The 18,131-nt window shown below is 47.5% G+C and carries 17 protein-coding genes; 7 read left to right on the top strand and 10 right to left on the bottom strand.

Annotation, left to right across the window (positions count from 1 at the left end):
* Positions 1-106: 106 nt before the first annotated feature.
* The gene (gene purB, locus AB3Y94_RS09460; RefSeq protein WP_367296000.1) at positions 107-1,399 is read right to left on the bottom strand and encodes an adenylosuccinate lyase; all 1,293 of its coding nucleotides are present in this window, start codon (positions 1,397-1,399) and stop codon (positions 107-109) included.
* Positions 1,400-1,674: 275 nt separating this feature from the next.
* Here purB and AB3Y94_RS09455 point away from each other — a divergent pair, with 275 nt between their 5' ends.
* Both AB3Y94_RS09455 and AB3Y94_RS09450 read left to right on the top strand, forming a co-directional pair.
* Positions 1,675-2,961 carry an adenylosuccinate synthase gene (locus AB3Y94_RS09455; RefSeq protein WP_367295999.1) on the top strand — a complete coding sequence of 429 codons (1,287 nt, stop codon included), beginning with the start codon at positions 1,675-1,677 and terminating at the stop codon, positions 2,959-2,961.
* 27 nt (positions 2,962-2,988) lie between these two features.
* On the top strand, positions 2,989-3,975 hold the full coding sequence (locus AB3Y94_RS09450) for a GMP reductase (RefSeq protein ID WP_367295998.1): 987 nt from the start codon (positions 2,989-2,991) through the stop codon (positions 3,973-3,975).
* A 61-nt stretch (positions 3,976-4,036) separates the two neighbouring features.
* On the opposite strand, the gene AB3Y94_RS09445 is transcribed toward AB3Y94_RS09450, so the two are convergent.
* The 4 genes from AB3Y94_RS09445 to AB3Y94_RS09430 form a co-directional block, all read right to left on the bottom strand.
* The gene (locus AB3Y94_RS09445; RefSeq protein WP_125682980.1) at positions 4,037-4,468 is read right to left on the bottom strand and encodes a universal stress protein; all 432 of its coding nucleotides are present in this window, start codon (positions 4,466-4,468) and stop codon (positions 4,037-4,039) included.
* A gap of 12 nt (positions 4,469-4,480) precedes the next feature.
* A complete protein-coding gene (locus AB3Y94_RS09440) occupies positions 4,481-6,043 on the bottom strand; it encodes an Nramp family divalent metal transporter (protein WP_367295997.1) in 1,563 nt (520 codons plus the stop codon).
* Positions 6,044-6,235: 192 nt separating this feature from the next.
* Positions 6,236-6,667, bottom strand: a complete 432-nt coding sequence (locus tag AB3Y94_RS09435; protein WP_367295996.1) for a universal stress protein — start codon at positions 6,665-6,667, stop codon at positions 6,236-6,238.
* 3 nt (positions 6,668-6,670) lie between these two features.
* On the bottom strand, positions 6,671-8,257 hold the full coding sequence (locus tag AB3Y94_RS09430; protein WP_367295995.1) for an Nramp family divalent metal transporter: 1,587 nt from the start codon (positions 8,255-8,257) through the stop codon (positions 6,671-6,673).
* 382 nt (positions 8,258-8,639) lie between these two features.
* On the opposite strand from AB3Y94_RS09430, the gene AB3Y94_RS09425 reads away from it, so the two are divergent.
* Positions 8,640-9,296: a metal-dependent transcriptional regulator gene (locus AB3Y94_RS09425; RefSeq protein WP_367295994.1), complete on the top strand. Its 657-nt coding sequence runs from the start codon at positions 8,640-8,642 to the stop codon at positions 9,294-9,296.
* Between the two features lie 29 nt (positions 9,297-9,325).
* On the opposite strand, the gene nhaC is transcribed toward AB3Y94_RS09425, so the two are convergent.
* Both nhaC and AB3Y94_RS09415 read right to left on the bottom strand, forming a co-directional pair.
* Positions 9,326-10,771 (bottom strand): Na+/H+ antiporter NhaC, encoded by a 1,446-nt coding sequence (gene nhaC, locus AB3Y94_RS09420; RefSeq protein ID WP_367295993.1) that lies wholly within the window; start codon positions 10,769-10,771, stop codon positions 9,326-9,328.
* A gap of 356 nt (positions 10,772-11,127) precedes the next feature.
* The gene (locus AB3Y94_RS09415; protein ID WP_367295992.1) at positions 11,128-11,658 is read right to left on the bottom strand and encodes a GNAT family N-acetyltransferase; all 531 of its coding nucleotides are present in this window, start codon (positions 11,656-11,658) and stop codon (positions 11,128-11,130) included.
* Between the two features lie 595 nt (positions 11,659-12,253).
* Between AB3Y94_RS09415 and AB3Y94_RS09410 the strand changes: the two genes are divergently transcribed.
* A complete protein-coding gene (locus tag AB3Y94_RS09410) occupies positions 12,254-12,643 on the top strand; it encodes a hypothetical protein (RefSeq protein WP_367295991.1) in 390 nt (129 codons plus the stop codon).
* Here AB3Y94_RS09410 and AB3Y94_RS09405 read toward each other — a convergent pair whose 3' ends face one another.
* Complete coding sequence (locus tag AB3Y94_RS09405) at positions 12,644-13,507, bottom strand: aldo/keto reductase (RefSeq protein ID WP_367295990.1); 864 nt, start codon at positions 13,505-13,507, stop codon at positions 12,644-12,646.
* A 206-nt stretch (positions 13,508-13,713) separates the two neighbouring features.
* Between AB3Y94_RS09405 and AB3Y94_RS09400 the strand changes: the two genes are divergently transcribed.
* The gene (locus AB3Y94_RS09400) at positions 13,714-14,331 is read left to right on the top strand and encodes a hypothetical protein (protein WP_367295989.1); all 618 of its coding nucleotides are present in this window, start codon (positions 13,714-13,716) and stop codon (positions 14,329-14,331) included.
* A gap of 20 nt (positions 14,332-14,351) precedes the next feature.
* Here AB3Y94_RS09400 and AB3Y94_RS09395 read toward each other — a convergent pair whose 3' ends face one another.
* Both AB3Y94_RS09395 and AB3Y94_RS09390 read right to left on the bottom strand, forming a co-directional pair.
* Complete coding sequence (locus tag AB3Y94_RS09395; RefSeq protein ID WP_367295988.1) at positions 14,352-15,128, bottom strand: potassium channel family protein; 777 nt, start codon at positions 15,126-15,128, stop codon at positions 14,352-14,354.
* A gap of 344 nt (positions 15,129-15,472) precedes the next feature.
* The gene (locus AB3Y94_RS09390; protein ID WP_367296506.1) at positions 15,473-16,642 is read right to left on the bottom strand and encodes an ArgE/DapE family deacylase; all 1,170 of its coding nucleotides are present in this window, start codon (positions 16,640-16,642) and stop codon (positions 15,473-15,475) included.
* Between the two features lie 199 nt (positions 16,643-16,841).
* Between AB3Y94_RS09390 and AB3Y94_RS09385 the strand changes: the two genes are divergently transcribed.
* Together AB3Y94_RS09385 and AB3Y94_RS09380 are read left to right on the top strand one after the other, a co-directional pair.
* Positions 16,842-17,351: a YbhB/YbcL family Raf kinase inhibitor-like protein gene (locus tag AB3Y94_RS09385; RefSeq protein WP_367295987.1), complete on the top strand. Its 510-nt coding sequence runs from the start codon at positions 16,842-16,844 to the stop codon at positions 17,349-17,351.
* 23 nt (positions 17,352-17,374) lie between these two features.
* Entirely contained in the window at positions 17,375-17,890 is a 516-nt protein-coding gene (locus AB3Y94_RS09380) for a universal stress protein (RefSeq protein WP_367295986.1), read from the top strand.
* The last annotated feature ends 241 nt before the right edge of the window (positions 17,891-18,131 follow it).

The raw sequence follows: 18,131 nt of genomic DNA, 5'->3' as shown, positions 1-18,131 counted from the left end.
GTTCGCACCCCCTTATGTGAACGCACTCCTCATGAAAAGAAATCGCACCGTTCTTCCCTAAGAACGGTGCGATTTTTTTGCGTTAAGGTTCAAAAAATAAATGTCTCTACTTCGTTAACCCCAGTCGTTGAAAGATAAAATCAACGCGACGTAAGTGATAGTCAAAAGCATCAGCAATCTGTTCGGGAGTCAGGCGATCGGTAATTTCCGTTTTGGCTTCAACCAACGGCCGAAATTGCCTTTGTTCGTCCCATGCCTGAGCCGTCAACGGCTGAACCAAATCATACGCGGCTTCACGACTCAGCCCCGATTCAATCAGTTTAAGTAGCAACCGTTGACTGTAGATCAACCCATAAGTCCGTCCCATATTGGCTTTCATAGTTTCCGGGAAGACATCTAGGTTGCTGAGAATGCTGTTCATCCGATGCAGCATGTAATCCAACAACGTTGTACTTTCCGGTAAAATCATCCGTTCAGCGGATGAGTGAGAAATATCCCGTTCATGCCAGAGGCTAACGTCTTCATACGCAGTGACCATGGTGCCGCGTAGTACCCGGGCTAATCCCGTAACGTTCTCTGAGCCAATCGGATTGCGCTTATGTGGCATGGCACTAGACCCCTTCTGACCCGGGTTGAAATGTTCTTCTACCTCATGGATCTCCGAACGCTGGAGGCTCCGAATCTCCGTCGCGATATTCTCGACCCCAGTCCCAACCAAGGCCAACGTGGCAATGTAATCGGCATGTAGATCCCGTGGCAACACTTGACTAGCAACAGGCTGCGCACTGATACCTAACTGGTCACAGACGAAAGCCTCAACTTCTGGTGGTACGTTGGCAAACGTTCCAACGGCCCCACTAATTTTACCAGTCTCAACGGCAGCGGCGGCCCGGTCAAATCGTTCCAGATTGCGTTGCATTTCAGCGTAAAATCGAGCTAACTTTAACCCAAATGTCGTGGGTTCCGCTTGAATACCATGCGTCCGACCAATCATGACCGTCTCTTTATATTGAAGTGCCAATCGCTTTAACGTCGCGATGATGGCCACCAAATCCTGACGCAAGACCGCATTAGCTTGCTTCAATCGGTACCCCTGAGCCGTATCGACCACATCAGTACTCGTCACACCAAAATGAATCCACTTGCGTTCAGCACCTAGGGACTCAGAAACGTTACGCGTGAAGGCCACAATATCATGGTGCGTCACGGCTTCGATCTCAGCAATCCGATCAACATCAAATTTGGCATTATCTCGGATTTTTTGCACATCTGCAACTGGTACTTCGCCTAACTGCGCCCAAGCTTCGTCAATGGCAATTTCAACAGCTAACCAGGATCGGTATTGATTTTCAAGGGACCAGATTTTGCCCATCTCTGGTCGGGTATAGCGCTCTAACATAGTGTTTTCCTCCCGTGAATTCAGGTAAAACCCGAACATTAAAGACTTTATTCGCTTTTTTCTCCACAAACAATCATATCACAGAACATCCTACTTTAGCTAGTTATTTCACCTTCGTATCTTTATATAATTAGTTGTTTCCCTTAATTAAAAGAACTTTAACCTAACATAAATAAATAATTGTTCGTTTTTTGCTTGCTTTTCTCACACGAACTTGATACACTTATTTCTGCTGGGCGTTCGGCCGAGCAAATAATAACGATGAGGTGTTTGCAATGTCATCAACAGTAGTAGTTGGTAGTCAATGGGGCGATGAAGGTAAAGGAAAGATCACGGATTTTCTAAGTGAGAAGGCTGATGTCATTGCCCGCTACCAAGGTGGTGACAATGCCGGTCATACCATCGTCTTCAATGGTCAGACGTTCAAGTTACGCTTGATTCCTTCAGGGATCTTCTACGCCGACAAGACCAGCGTGATTGGTAACGGTGTCGTCTTAAATCCAGAATCTTTAATTGAAGAATTGGCCTACCTTAACGAACATGGCGTCGCAACCGATAATTTACGAATCTCTAACCGGGCCCACGTCATCTTGCCCTACCATATCCTGTTAGATCAGGCCCAAGAAAAGGCTAAGGAAAACAAGATTGGGACCACGAACAAGGGAATCGGCCCTGCCTACATGGACAAGGCTGAACGAATTGGTATTCGGGTGGCCGACTTATTGGACCACGATATCTTTGCGGACAAGCTACGCCAAAACTTAATCGAAAAGAACAATGTTTTAACCAAATTATATGATGAAGAACCTTTAGACTTTGATGAAGTCTTCAATAAATACTACGCCCTCGGGCAACAAATCAAAAACCATGTCACCGACACCTCCGTTGTCATCAATGACGCTATCGACGCTGGCAAGAACGTCCTCTTTGAAGGTGCTCAAGGCGTTATGCTCGATATTGACCACGGAACTTACCCATTCGTTACGTCATCCAACCCGGTTGCTGGTGGCGTTACCATCGGTTCCGGTGTCGGCCCTACTAAAATCGACCACGTTGTCGGTGTTTGCAAAGCTTATACCTCCCGAGTTGGTGACGGGCCATTCCCAACTGAATTATTTGACGAAATTGGCGATACAATTCGCGAAGTTGGCCATGAATACGGAACGGTCACAAAACGACCTCGCCGAATCGGTTGGTTCGATAGTGTTGTCCTCCGTCACGCCAAGCGGGTTTCTGGCTTAACCAGTCTTTCATTGAACTGTTTAGACGTCTTAACCGGGTTAAAGACCCTGAAGTTATGTACTGCCTACGAATTAAACGGCGAAACCATCTACCACTATCCAGCCAGTTTGGTCGACCTGGACGCTTGTCAACCAATCTATGAAGAATTCCCTGGCTGGACGGAAGACATCACCCACTGTCATTCCGTTGAAGAACTGCCCGTTAACGCGCAAAACTACGTGAAGCGTTTAGCTGAATTAGTCGGTGTTGACCTGGCTACCCTTTCCGTCGGCCCGGACCGGGAACAAACCAACATTTTACAAGACGTCTGGAACGCCTAACCTAACTAAGTACAAGGAGTGACCCACATGCATCCTGCTGAAGTATTTGATTACGAAGACATCCAATTAATTCCTAATAAATGTATCATTGAAAGCCGTAGCGAAGCCGATACCAGCATTGAATTTGGCCCCCACCGGTTTAAAATTCCCGTCGTACCGGCCAATATGGAAACGGTGATCAATGAACCGTTGGCGGTTTGGCTAGCGCAACATGATTATTTTTACGTGATGCACCGATTCCAACCCGAGGAACGACGCGGGTTTATCGAACGGATGCATGAAAAATCACTCTTTGCATCCATTAGTGTTGGGGTTAAACCCGACGAACAAGCTTTTATCGAAGAGTTAGCCGCTGCTAACTTGGTGCCAGAATACATTACCATCGACATTGCTCACGGCCATAGTGACGCGGTGATTCGTATGATCAAGCAAATCAAAACACACCTGCCAAACAGTTTCGTCATTGCCGGTAACGTTGGTACCCCCGAAGCTGTCCGTGAACTGGAAAATGCTGGTGCCGACGCTACTAAAGTTGGTATTGGTCCTGGTAAGGCCTGCATCACGAAGCTCAAGACCGGATTCGGGACTGGTGGTTGGCAACTAGCAGCCCTACGGCTATGTGCCAAGGCTGCCCGCAAGCCAATCATTGCCGACGGTGGTATCCGGTATAACGGGGACATCGCTAAGTCAGTTCGATTTGGCGCTAGCATGGTCATGATTGGTTCAATGCTGGCCGGTCACGAACAATCCCCTGGTAGTTTACTGACCATCGACGGTCGGACCTTCAAGCAATACTGGGGTTCCGCCTCTGAAAAACAAAAGGGCGCCTACCGTAACGTCGAAGGTAAGCAAATGTTGGTCCCATTCCGTGGTGATATTGCGAACACGCTCAACGCTATGAAAGAGGACCTACAATCCTCTATTTCCTACGCGGGCGGTCGTAATCTCTTGGATATTCGAACGGTCGACTACGTCATCGTTAAGAGTTCCATCTTGAATGGCGATAGTTATTAAACAAAAGCACGTCGTAAAAATCAGGTGATCTGATTTTTACGACGTGTTTTTTCTAATAAGACTACCGGACGACTAATACCGAAACGGGTGCGTACTTGGCCATGTAGGCCGCTTGACTGCCAAAGTGCCGACTGACACCCTTCTTAGCAATCGATCCGACCACCAAAATATCTGGCTGCACCTGGGGAATCACATCCTTAACGATCGTTTCACCGGGCTCACCCTCCGCAATCATCATCCGCACATGCTTAACCCCAGCATCACGAGCCTGTTGCTGGTAACGTTGAATGTGCGCCTTCAATTCATCATATTCGCCATGAATATAGTCATTGTCCAAAACTTGATAAACACTCATCGTTTCATTTTCTAGGACTGACACGATCACTAGCTCCGCCTCATCCCGAACCGCTTGATGAATCGCGTAATCAAAGGCTAGTAAGGCGTCCGCCGAATCATCCACCCCAACTAAAATTCTTTTGAAAGTTGTTGGCATGTATCCTTCCCCCTACTCTAAATCCTTAGCTTTAGCTGCCGCCAGTCGCCGATTACCGCGGTGTAAATCGACCACCGTCCACGTCAACAACGCCAACACTGCAAAAATCAATACGTAAGCAATGCCATTGGCCAGCAGCAACTTGTCGCCCGTCACATTGCTCCCAAAGAAGCCCTGGACCTGACCCGGCAAGCCTTCCATATTCAGAAAGGTCAGGCTGATCACGGAAAACCAACCCAGAATCTTTAGCCACCAAGAATTCTTGAACCGTTCTCCCATTTCCAACTTGCTATCCGTCATCATCAGCAACGGTAACATCGAGAACGGTAACGCAAACGCTAGAAAGACTTGTGAATTGTTCATTAAGTCGTTGAGGGCCTCGTGTTCAGCAATGTCGCTCTTACCACTGGTCAACACGACACAGATCAAGACGGGAATCACGGACAATAACCGGGTCACCAGCCGCCGCAGCCACAAGGGCATCCGCATGTGGACGAAACCTTCCATGATAACTTGCCCAGATAGCGTCCCAGTAATCGTAGAATTTTGCCCGGAAGCTAACAAGGCCACTGCAAACAGCGTAGACAAAACACCGGTCCGTGCAACACTACTCAACAACCCGTTGCTCATGGTGCTAGTGTCTGACAAGGCATGGAACAGCCCGAAGAACGATGGATCCTTGACCGCGCCAGTCTTGAAGACCGCGACCCCCATAATCAGAAGTAAAGCGTTGACAAAGAAGGCAAAGGTCAGCTGAATGTTTGAATCCAGCCCTGCAAATTTAACCGTCCGCGCCACATCGTCTTCATCATTGTGATCGATCGACCGGGTTTGAGAAATAGCCGAGTGCAGGTATAAGTTATGTGGCATGACGGTTGCACCGATGATTCCCAAAGCTCCGTTCAACGGCGTCATCCCACTGACCTGCGTACCCGTGGAGAACGTCTTAGTCGTTGGAATCAATCCTTTGGCCACCCCTAACCAATCTGGCTTAGACAGCGCAACTTGATAAACGAAGACGAACAAAATTACCATGATCAAACAAACAACAATTGCTTCAATCTTCCGGAATCCCACCTTCGTTAATAACAAGAGTAACAGCACATCGAACACCGTGATAAAGACGGCAATGACCAACGGAATGTGAAAGAGCAGATACAACGCGATTGCTGCCCCAATGACCTCGGCAATATCCGTCGCCATAATGGCTAACTCCGTGAGTAACCACAAAACTACGCCCAATGACTTACTGGTTCGAGCCCGAATGGCTTGGGCCAAATCCATCTGACTCACGATGCCAAGTTTAGCTGCCATGTACTGTAAGAGCATCGCAATCAAACTTGACATCAAGATGACAGACATCAATAAATATTGAAAGTTTTGGCCACCAGTAATGGAAGTCGACCAGTTCCCAGGATCCATATACCCCACGGCAACCAACGCACCAGGTCCAGAATAAGCAAACAACGTTTTCCAAAATCCCAGATCCTTGGGAACCTTGACCGTGCCATTGATTTCTTCCAGTGACCGACCATTGGCATACTCAATCAACTTATGTTTCTTTTCCTTGTCCATCCAATCACTCCCCCTAACGACCCACCTTACCTGAGCCACGGCAAGTGTAAGGCTAGTCGCTCCCGAAAAGTACCGTTTGCCCTCCCATTTAAGAAGTTTCTCATTGCTACCAAACAATTAGTCGCAAAAAGCCGGCCAGGCTGGACTTCCAGCTTGACCGACTTCGGATAAGTCATTTTACTTTCGTAAGGTTTAACGGACCACCATGACCGAAATCTTGGCGTACTTGGCCATGTAAGCTGCTTGGCTCCCAAAATGTCGGCTAACACCTTTCTTGGCAATTGATCCAATGACCAGTAAATCCGGTTCAACGTGAGGAATCACATTCTTCACAATTGTTTCACCAGGTTCTCCCTCAGCGACGATCACCTTAACCCTGGTAACGCCCGCTGCTTCAGCCTGTTGTTGATAGGTTTTCACGTGTTCCTTCAGTGCATCCCGTTCCCCGTGGATGTAATCACTGTCCAGTGCCTGGTACACGTTCATTTCATCATTTTCCAACACGGAGACAATGACGAGCTCAGCATCGTCCTTCTTTGCCTGATGAATTGCGTAATCAAAGGCTAATAAGGCGTCTGCTGAATCATCAACGCCAACTAAAATTCGTTTAAAAGTCGTTGCCATTAGTTAGGCCTCCTCTTTCGTGGTTGCATTCTGTTCAGCACGGAGCTGAGCGGCAACCCGCTTACTACCACGGTGTAATTCTAGAACCGTCCAAATCAACATGGCAATAATCGCAGCGTCCAGGGCGTAAGCCAAATTGTTCGCGAAAATCTTTTGGCCAGCTGTAATCGTATCCCCATAAAAACCTTGAATGGATGCTGGCATGTTAATCAAGTTCAGGTAGGTCAGAGCTAACACAGAAATCCAGCCTAATATCTTAACCCACAGAGTGTTCTTGAATCGTTGTCCCATTTCCAACTTACTATCCGTCATTAACAATAACGGTAGCATGGAGAACGGTAGGGCAAAGGCCAGAAAGACTTGCGAATTGTTCATCAGGTCGTTAAGAGCTTCATGTTCAGCAATGGCACTCTTCCCACTCGTTAACATCACACAAATCAGAACCGGAATCACAGAAATCAACCGGGTGACTAACCGCCGCAACCAGAGCGGCATCCGCATGTGAACGAAACCTTCCATGATAACCTGACCCGTCAAAGTCCCGGTGATAGTTGAATTTTGCCCAGAAGCAAGTAAGGCAACGGCAAACAGCGTCGATAGAATTCCCGTCTTGGCTACGCCAGCTAGGACACCGTTACTCATGGTACTTGTATCCGACAAGGCTTGGAATAGACCGAAGAATGAAGGATCTTTCACTGAGCCACTCTTGAACACAGCAACTCCCATGACCAACAGTAAGGCGTTGACGAAGAAGGCTAAGGTCAACTGAATATTGGAATCCCAGCTGGTGAACTTAACTGTACGTGCAACATCGTCTTCATCATTATGGTCAATTTCCCGTGTTTGCGAAATTGCTGAATGCAGATAAAGATTATGTGGCATCACTGTGGCCCCAATAATTCCTAATGCCCCACTGATTGGGGTTTGGCCGCCAACTTGTGGCGTTGAAGAAATCGTCTTAGCACTCGGTACTAAACCAGCAATAACGCCACCCCAATCGGGATTAGACAGCGCCACTTCGTAGGCAAAGACCACTAAGATAACCAGAATCAGACAAACCACGATAGCTTCAATTTTCCGGAAACCAATCTTGGTTAACAGTAATAATAGCAAAACATCTAATACCGTAATAAATACCGCAACAACCAACGGAATGTGGAAGAGCAAATACAGGGCAATCGCTGCCCCAATAACTTCAGCAATATCCGTCGCCATAATCGCAAATTCTGTCATGATCCATAAAACAATCCCCAACGACTTACTCGTCCGGGCCCGAATCGCTTGGGCCAAATCCATCTGACTCACGATACCAAGTTTAGCCGCCATGTATTGCAACAACATCGCGATCAAACTTGAGATCAAGATAATCGACATTAATAGATATTGGAAATTTTGCCCACCAGTGATGGACGTTGACCAGTTACCTGGATCCATGTAACCAACCGCAACTAACGCGCCAGGCCCAGAATACATAAATAGTGTTTTCCAGAACCCTTTCCCCTTGGGTACTTTAACCGTACCGTTAATCTCTTCAAGCGAGCGCCCATTGGCGTACTCAATGAGTTTGTGCTTCTTTGGTGTATCACTCAAAACGAAGACCCCCTTCTATTTCCTACAAGGCCCATTGTAACTCAATGTTTTGCTAAATCAAACACTTTTTTAGGGATACTTAACTCTTTAATATACCTTGGTTAATTTTTATTTTAGTGTTTTAAGCGCTTTCATCATTGCCATTCTAGTCATCATTTCACCGACCAGAATAACCCAAAACTTTTTCAAAAATAACTTTAATTAGTGAATAAATGCCCAGCCTTCGGTATTTACCGTCTAAAAGTACGTACAATTAGTCACTCAAATAAGGAGTAAAAAAGAAAACTTGCAACATCTACCACTTACGGGTAGACTTTTAACTGTAATAAACATTTTTTTAGGGGAGATTAACATTTTCTGATCTGACTGGGGAGTTGATTAGATGGAACACCAGCGTCATTCATACTTAAAAATCATTGCTGAGTGCAGCTTTGCTCGGCCACGAGTCAGCAATAAACAGATTCGCCACTTTGCCAACGTTTCACCAGCTACCGTAACTGAAACCACGCGGCTACTGCAACGTGATGAATTAGTCGACCGCCGCCGTTACACCGGGGTAACTCTCACCGACCGCGGTCGTCACCTTGCCTGTCAGTTACTACATAACTACCGCCTTTGTGAAGTTCTCTTGACACAACAGCTGAAGTTGCCTTTATCACAAGTTCCCGCTCAGGCTTGGGCCATGGCGGATACTTTAACACCAGCAACCGCTACTGCCCTCAATTCTTATCTCGGTCAACCAGAACGGAGCCCCTTTGGCGGCGTTCTGGAACTCTGTCGCGTTCTGGATGACACCCACATCACCCGCCTCAGCGACGTCGTGACCGGCCAGCAAGTCATTTGCCAAAGCTACTTGGAAACAACCGACTTAGTTGACTACCTGCAAGAAATTGCGCTACCGTTGGACGTTCCCGTGCGGATCACCAAATGCGACCGCAACTTAAATCTATTGTATTTAGAATTACCACAGCACCGGGAAATTACGTTGAACCTCAACGCCGCAGACTACATTTACACCAAAAAAGTCCAACACCTCTAGGGTGCTGGACTTTTTTATAAAGTTATTGATTAACGGCCATCAGCGGCCATCGTTGCGGCCGTAGCACTACTGTCATCACTAGAAGGCAGGCGCTTCAACCCAACACCAGTGAACCCACTGAGGATAGAGAAGAGTGGCGATAAGAGACTGAAGAAACAGAATGGTAGGTATGCCAACGTAGAGACCCCTAACGTGTTGGCAGCGAACACGGCGGCAACCCCCCATGGAACCAAGTAGTTGATAACGGTCCCACCATCTTCAAGGACCCGGCTCAAGGCCAAGTTGTCCAAGCCACGGTCGTTGAAGGTTTGTTTGAAGGCTTTCCCGGGTAGGATAACGGATAAGTACTGTTCACCAACGAAGACGTTTACGCCAATCCCAGACAGGATAGCGGCTGTAACTAATGAACCAGAACTCTTCAGGCGCTTAGCCAACGGTACCATGGCCGTTTGGATGATGTTGAACTTCATCAACAAGCCACCCAAGGTCAGCGTCAGGATAATCAGGGAAACGGTGGACATCATGGCACTGATCCCACCACGAGTCAGCAAAGCATCTACACTAGCGTTACCAGTCTTAGAAACAAAGCCAGATTCAATCATTGTGGCAATACTGCTCAGAGACGTTGAAGGCTTTTCAATGAAAATCATGACGATAGCCAAACCAATGTTGATCAACAAGGTCGCGATTGCAGGAACTTTCCGCCAAGCACAAACCAACATAATAACTAATGGTAAAGCTGCCCACCAAGTAATAGCAAAGTGGCCGTTTAACGTCGCCAACGTCGCATTGATTTTGCCTAAAGCATTGGTGTCAGAAGCACCGGTTCCCATGATGAAGTAGAGCACTAAGGAAACCAAGAAAGCGGGAATCGTGGACCACATCAAGTTCTTAATGTGGGCAAACAATTCAGATTCAGCGATGGCCGAAGCCAGGTTAGTCGAGTCAGAAAGTGGTGACGTCTTATCACCAAAGATAGCACCGGAGATGATGGCCCCAGCAACTAAAGCTGGGTTGAAGCCCATCGTGGTCCCCATTCCGAAGAGGGCAATTCCAATGGTTGAGATGATGGTGAAGGCACTCCCAATGGACGTCCCGATAATAGCACAAACTAGGAATACGGAAGGAACGAACCACTGTGCAGAAATTAAATGAAACCCGAAGACCATCATGGAAGGAATAATCCCAGCGGCGATCCAAACACTGATCAACGCCCCGATTAAAATAAAGATGAAGATGGGAATAATCCCAGTTTTAATTCCTTCAATAATGCCACCGTGAATGTCATCCCATTCAGCGCCACGAAGCTTGGCCCACAGAATGACTAACGCGATTACTAGTAACACGGGGGTCATTGGTGATAACCCGAATTTGATAACTCCAAAACCCATAATGACTAACATTGCTAATAAGATGGTAATGGCTTCGCCAAAACGTACTGGCCGCCAATTTGTCTTTGGTTGTTCTTCTTTCATATCGAATCGCTCCTCTTTTTATCTTATCTTCGCCAAGTTATGTACAAAAAAATCGTCCCCGCTGCAACTATGCAACAGGGACGATTAGACTTAAACCGTGGTACCACCCAACTTGAGCCACTGGTTCTAGACCCAGTAACTCCACTCTCTAGATGGTAACGGCTCTAGTAATTGTCCGCCTGGCGTACCAGGACATTCCACTGTATTTCGTCGTAATCACCCTGATCGGTTCGCAGCAACCACCGACTTTCTGACGCACAGATGACACGCTACTTGGTAATGGAAATTAGCGTTCGTTATTTGATTGATTTGATAATAGCACGATGAGAAAACCCCGTCAACCTCTAATCTAAATTTTATTTAAATGAGGCTGGGTATTCGATCATCCCACCAACGTGAGCTAAAGCCCCAGCTGTCAACGGTTTGATCAAGTTGCTTCCCATCGGTACTGGTAGTGAATTATGAATTGAGAAATCTTCGGCCATCACGTAACCGCGGCTCCCGTAGAAGTTCATATCCCCCACCACGCTGACCGCTGTAAATCCAGCTAGCCGGGCCCGAGTCTCTAACTCACTCAGCAATTGACTCCCGATGGCTTGGCCCTGTTGGTCGGGCGCCACGGCTAGTGGTGCTAAGGCCACGATAGTCGTGTTGTGGCGACTCCCTCGGATAGTAACGGGGGTTAGCAACCCATGGCCCACCACCGTCGTTAAATCGGCCTTGGCGACTACTTCTAAACTAGGTTGATAGTCGTACGTTGCTCGCAGTCGGTGTATCAGAGGTACCTCATCGCCGTCACTTTCTTCAATAGCAGCGAAGGCACTCTTGACGATCTGATCAACCTGTTCATAGTCGGCCGGCTGAATCGTTTCAAAACTTAAACTCACTTTGTCTACCTCTCATTTCTTCGCGATTGACTTCATCATTGTTCTTGGTTTGGGGTTGGCCGCCTTACCGGGCGGGACTGTAGGTGCTGGAACGCCATGGACACGGCTTTGAGCCAAAAAGCGGTCTCAAAGTCCGGTCTTTCTCTAACCTGAGCAGATCACTCAGCTAAGAGAAATTTCATGGCTGAGCACCTACAGTCCCGCCCTCACGGCTAACATTGCGCTAACCATCATCCATCAACATTCACATTAACTGACGTTGATAGAAATTATTTGCATAGACCCCTATCAGCCGCGAGGGCGATAAAAATAGGCTCAGCCGTGGCACTGCCTTAGCACGGTGGTTTTCCGTGGTTAGGCAGAACCGAGTTTCGAGACCGCTCTTTGGCTCGAAATCGCGTTCACAGCGTTCCAGCCTATTTTTCTCGCCCGGTAAGGCGTCCATCGAGGTCCAAAGTAAATAATACCGTGTTATTATACACGACTGGCGGTTAATGTCTAAACTTTCGAGGAAGATTTAACGAAATAGCTTGAATTTTCCTAACCAAACCACGTACACTAGGAGCACAAATCTAAACAGAACGAGGTGCTACATTTGACGCATAAACAGCGTTGGGCCGCTCTTTCTATCGGGCTTTATCTCATCTTTGTTGTCGCTGCAATTTTCATCGGGTTCCTCAACCCCAGTACCATTGGCCTGGAATGGACGATTTTCTGGTATTTTGTGGTAGCCGGACTCTGCTACTACTTCTATTTTAAAAACTTCAGTTACCGCGAGGTCGTCTATTATGCAAAAAAACTAGATCTTCACAAGGAAGACCTAGTCGCATTAGTTCCTAAACTCAAGGAGACCCAGGACGTTCCCGACCCAGATCATCCCCACTTTTTCAGTCCCTTTGCCCGGATACCCATTACGGTCGTGAACACGTTGACCGATCAACTGGTACCCCAAGCAACAGCCAAAGATATTCCACCGTACCGCTAATTACTTGCGGCTACTGTAGGTCTGTGACTTCTTCAACCAGGCGGCATCGTCTGGATCTGGACCCACCCGTTTGCCGGCATCGAGATTGGCAATGGCTCGCATTTCGTCCTGATCCAACCCAAAGGCAAAGATGTCGCGGTTCTGTTGAACCCGAGCTTCATGGATGGACTTCGGAATCACAATTTCTTCTCGTTGAACGTGCCAACGTAAAATGATTTGGGCAGCACTAACGTCATGCGCAGCGGCCAACTCATTGATCACTGGGTCACTCAAGGCATTATTGTTTCCACCGCCGAGTGGACTCCAAGCTTCATGCGCAATCCCCTTGCTTTCAAGGTAAGCGTGCATCTCATCTTGTTGGAAGTACGGGTGCGTTTCAATCTGATCAACGACTGGCTTAACCGTCCCTGCTTCCAAGATCTCATCCATCTGCTTCTGATTAAAGTTAGACACCCCAATGTTCTTGATTTTGCCTTCCTTATAGAGGTCTTCCATTGCTTTCCAGCTGTCAACGTAACCAGGAGCTGGCCAATGGATCAAAAACATATCCAAGTAATCAAATCCTAAACGGTCCAACGTTGCTTGGAAGGCCGCCTTCGTCTCATCATAACCACGTTCACTATTCCACAGCTTAGAGGTCACAAAGACGTCCTCACGCTTGAGGCCACTCTCACGAATAGCTTCACCAACCCACTGTTCGTTGCCGTAATATGCGGCCGTATCAATGTGACGGTACCCAGCTGCTAAAGCCCACTTAATCGCGTTCTTGGTATCTTCAGCGTTATCGACTTGGAAGACCCCTAAACCGAGTTGGGGAATCCGGTTGCCATTATTTAACGGTAATGCAGGAATATCATTATGCAAAATAAAAACCACCTTTCAGACTTAGTTCCACTTCTATCATACAATAGGTTGACTGATTTCGCGGTAAGAAAGGTTAAGAAATCTCCGAAATCAGCAGGAAAATTTTGTTCTGGCGGTGTTTTGCGGTATTATGAAGGGTGTGGTAGTTTGTCGTCCCGACGGCAAGCTTGTTTTTTCACACCGTTCTGGACATGGAGGTTTTTCAGTTGAACAACCAAGAACCAAAATCACGCGTACAACGGTATAACTTTAACCAGGGGTCAGATCAGCCCACTCGCAAACGGCCAAGAAAGCCGCGTCGCTGGTGGCCATGGATCATGACGTTATTAACGCTGGCTATTGCCATTTTGCTGGTCCTAGCCATTAACCACCACAACAACCCTTCTGGTGCCAGCACTGGTAGCTCATCCAGTGTCAGTGCTTCCGTTGCGGCTCGTTCCTCTTCAGTTTCGGAACAGTCCGCCTTTGAGAGCTTCAAGAAGCGCTACAGTCAGTACGATGACAGTGGCCTTACCGTTACGCAAAAACAAAAATTACAGAATATTATTAACAACGAGTCGAACAACGCTGTTCAGACCCGTGAGCAAAAGCTACTGGATCAGGCACAAACGAAGAAAAGTTCTGCTAACAGCACGTCTAGTGCACCTAATAAGGACAGCAGTCACAACCCAACTTCGTTTGGCACGACCCACACCTTTTCGTCGGTTGCTGATGCGCAGAACTGGGCACAGGCTTCCAAGAATCAATGGCTTCAAGAAGGTTACAGCACCTACACCATCACTTCGGATGGTCAAGGAAATTACAATTTACAATTTGTTCATTAATCACGGTGACACGCCACTTCCTAATGGGAGGGCGTGTTTTTTTTCGTCGTTTTTTCTAGGGCAACAATTTTATCTTGTAACTGATCGACCTTCGTAGCCAAGACATCGATCTTCGTCAACAATTTCACCAAATCAGCCTGCTGTTGGACTTCGTGGTCGGTGGCCAATTGCGTGGCCCGACTGGTAAAGAAATCCATGATGGTGCTGGTCAGCAACCCAATGAAACCAACGCCCCCGAACATCAGGAAGCTGGCAACAATCTTACCCACCGCCGTATGAGGTGTCTCATCCCCATACCCTACGGTCGTGGCCGTTGTAATCGCCCACCAAAGTGAATTAGCCAGGCTTTGCTTCTCAGCTAACGAGAAGAGAAAAGCGCTCAAAACAATGATGGCTACACTAATCGAAAACAAATAGATAAATCCTGTTTTATAGATAAAACGGTGATAAGCCTTCGTCCATTTACCAGCGATCCCCAACCGCCAAAAAAGGTGGTGAAACCGAATTAACCGGACCAACCGACCCAGTCGAAAGAAAGCAAAAACGGGATGTAACGGAATAATCCCCAGCAAATCAAAGGCCGACTGAATGAGAAAGATCTTGCGATTCTTCGTCACAACTAACCGGACGAAATAATCAATAGCAAACACCACTAATAAACTGTTAGCAATCGTCAATTCAACTGCATGACTGCCCAGCCGTAAAATCATCAAACTCACGTTGATCACCGACCAGAGCGTTAACAGTGTCACACCGGTATGATAAATAACTAATCCACGTTGTGCTCGCTTCATCATCAGACTCGCTGCCCCCCTTACCCAATTACTTTTAAATATAATCAAATCGCTCAAAATTACCAGAAATTCGATGCAAGTTTAACCGGTTTGCTAGTTTCTATTCATAATCTTAATCATTGGATTCCGCTTGCCGCTTCCGGTTAGTGAAGTGGCCGCTCACCAAGACAGTAGCGAGCGTCCACCAATATGGCTATCTAACTTTACACTCATTTACTGCCACGATTACAATACATCTTAATCTCGACACCTCAAAAGGGCTGAGATCACCTCTCAGCCCTTTTGACGTCTTAAATTCACTTCAGTACCCGGCAGCTCCTAGTCAACTGCCAACTCGCGCAACACAATTAGTCCATCGCTGCCTTCAAGGTTTCCTCAAAGAACGCTGGGACCAATGCCTCATAGACTTCAACGGCTTGTAAAAATTCTGTGACGGAGATGTACTCATCAACTTGGTGCGAGGTGTTGCTCCCCGGACCAAGTTCAATGCTGGTAAAGTCCGCCTTAGCCCGCAGGAACTCGGCTCCGTCGTTAGCGCCACCGGAACCCACAATCTGCGTGTCATGCCCACAGACCTTATCACTAATTTGCTTGGCCAATTGTACCAACGGTGCGTTAGGGTCACCTGGAATTGCTTCTTCAGGATAACTGTAACTCAACGTCAAATCCACATCAGGTTCCTCATTTAATTTAGCAATCAATGCTTCCAGCTCATCGTAAATCACCTGATTTGGATAAGCGGGAATCGTCCGCATATTAGCCATTAGCTCAGCGTGGGCCGGAATTGAATTGATTTGCTCGCCACCAGAAATTAAATCAACGTTGTGTAGGAGGCCACCCAAGACTGGATCCGTTTTGGTGTATTTCGCCATAATTGGCCCCACCGCATTATAGAATTTCATCAGATTATCAATCGCATTGACACCCTTTTCCGGCCGGGCACTGTGACTGGCCTTGCCCGTGGACACGACCTTGTAGTCAATGACCCCTCGCGCCGTGTAGACCACGTTGTCTAAACCGCTGGGTTCCGCAATAATCAGGCCCGCTAAATGATCAGCGTACCCCTCGTCCGTGAGCTTAGCCGCACCGTATTCCCCAGTCTCTTCGCCGACGGTCCCCATTAACCGGACGCTCCCTTTAAGCTGAACGCCCTGTTCCAAGAATTCCAGCAAAGTGATGACAATGGCTGCCAGACCGCTCTTCATATCGGAAGCCCCCCGACCAAAGAGTTGGTCGCCAACCACTTCACCAGCGAATGGCGCGTGGCTCCAGGCCGATTCATCCCCAGCCGATACCACATCCATGTGCCCACATAGGCCGAGCTGGGGTCCAGCTGGATTACCAATCGTGACCACTAGATTATCTCGGTCCTGAGCAAATGGAACCTTCTCAACCTTAGCCTGCGGATATGGCGCAAATAAACTGGCAATGTAGTTGGCAACGTCGGTCTCATGGTCATTGACCGAAGGAATTTGAATTAAATGCTGAAGAATTTCAATCTTTGCTTGGGGTGTCATGCGAATCATCCTTTCTGAGTAGCGAACTAATTGTTTCTAATCATACGCTAATAGTTTTGTAAATCAAGCCATTTCTGAAATTATATTAGTTTTTCTCTGCTTATTCGGATAATTATACATTATTCATGAATATTCACAGTTTGTCAGTCGCCTGCGGTATAATGAAGGGAGTTAAGCGTCATTATATAGGAGGGATTTCATGCGAATTTTTGTGCCAACAGAAGACGGTTATTTAGCCGACGAATATAGTAAGCACGCCACTGGCGACGATATGTACGCCGGAGACCCCGTCAAATCATTTCCCATCAGTCTATCGAAATTACCTAAGAAAACCAGCACCATTGCTTTAAACCTGATTGACTTCGATGCCGTTCCAGTCTGTGGCTTCCCCTGGATTCACTGGGTCGCCGCCAACTTTCCCGGAACTACCCGCGAAATCACGGCTGACGTTTCCCGGACGAACGCGATTCCCCACGTTCACGGCCGCAATAGCAATGCCGGTTCTCTGGTTGGCAATACGGACCCCGCTATCTTTCAAAACTACACGGGACCATTCCCACCAGATAAGGACCACGACTACAGCTTGACGGTCTACGCGCTGAACACCAAGCTAGACCTGGAAGATGGCTTCTGGCTCAACGACTTTCTTCATCAAATCAACGGGCACGTTCTGGATACAGCCACCATCACCTTAAAGGGACGCGTCTAAACTACTATTAAAGAAGGTTAATTATGGAACAGAATTACTCACGAATCCTGGTTCCCCTTGATGGATCCGTTCAAGCTGAACTGGCCCTTAAAAAGGCCGTGGACGTTGCGCAAAGAAATCACGCGCACATTGACCTCCTGAACGTCTTACGCATCAACCACTACGGCTTTTACGCCAGTGGATCGATGCCGGGTGGGGTCATCCACGAGCTCGCAAACGACGCTCAGTCCTACCTGAACTCATTAGTGGAGACGACCAGTGCTGCCACTGGCTTCAAGGATATGGACATCCACGTGCGATTTGGCAATCCCAAGACGGTCATCTCTCATGAATTTGTGCAAGACCACCACGATGATCTGATTATGTTGGGCGCAACCGGATTGAGCGTCGTGGCCCGCGTCGTCGAAGGTTCCGTAACGGCCTACGTCAGCCGTATGGCTAAGATCGACGTCTTTGTGGTCCGGACTAACGAACAGGGCGAACTCATCGATGCCAAACGCGCCGCTGCCAAGAACGCTGAACAGCCTAAGCTTTCCTAGTAGTTCTCGTCTCCGGTTGGCGGGGGCTGTCCAAGTTTGACTTCAACTATTCACCATCTTGTTTGCTAGCTCAATATGCGGAAGACAACTCAGTTAAACGAAATAATTTAAGACCAACCTAAAAAGGGTTTGAGACTTTTGTCTCAAACCCTTTATTTTTATTTTCGAAGATAGCAACAGACCTGAGTCTTTAGCTCGCGACAAAATATTCTAATTCAATCTAAGCCATTGGCGCCTTGGA

The sequence above is a fragment of the Levilactobacillus yonginensis genome (assembly GCF_964065165.1).
Taxonomy (GTDB): Bacteria; Bacillota; Bacilli; order Lactobacillales; family Lactobacillaceae; genus Levilactobacillus; species Levilactobacillus yonginensis_A.
Note: the sequence above shows the minus strand (reverse complement) of the source record. Positions and strands in the feature narration are given on the sequence as shown.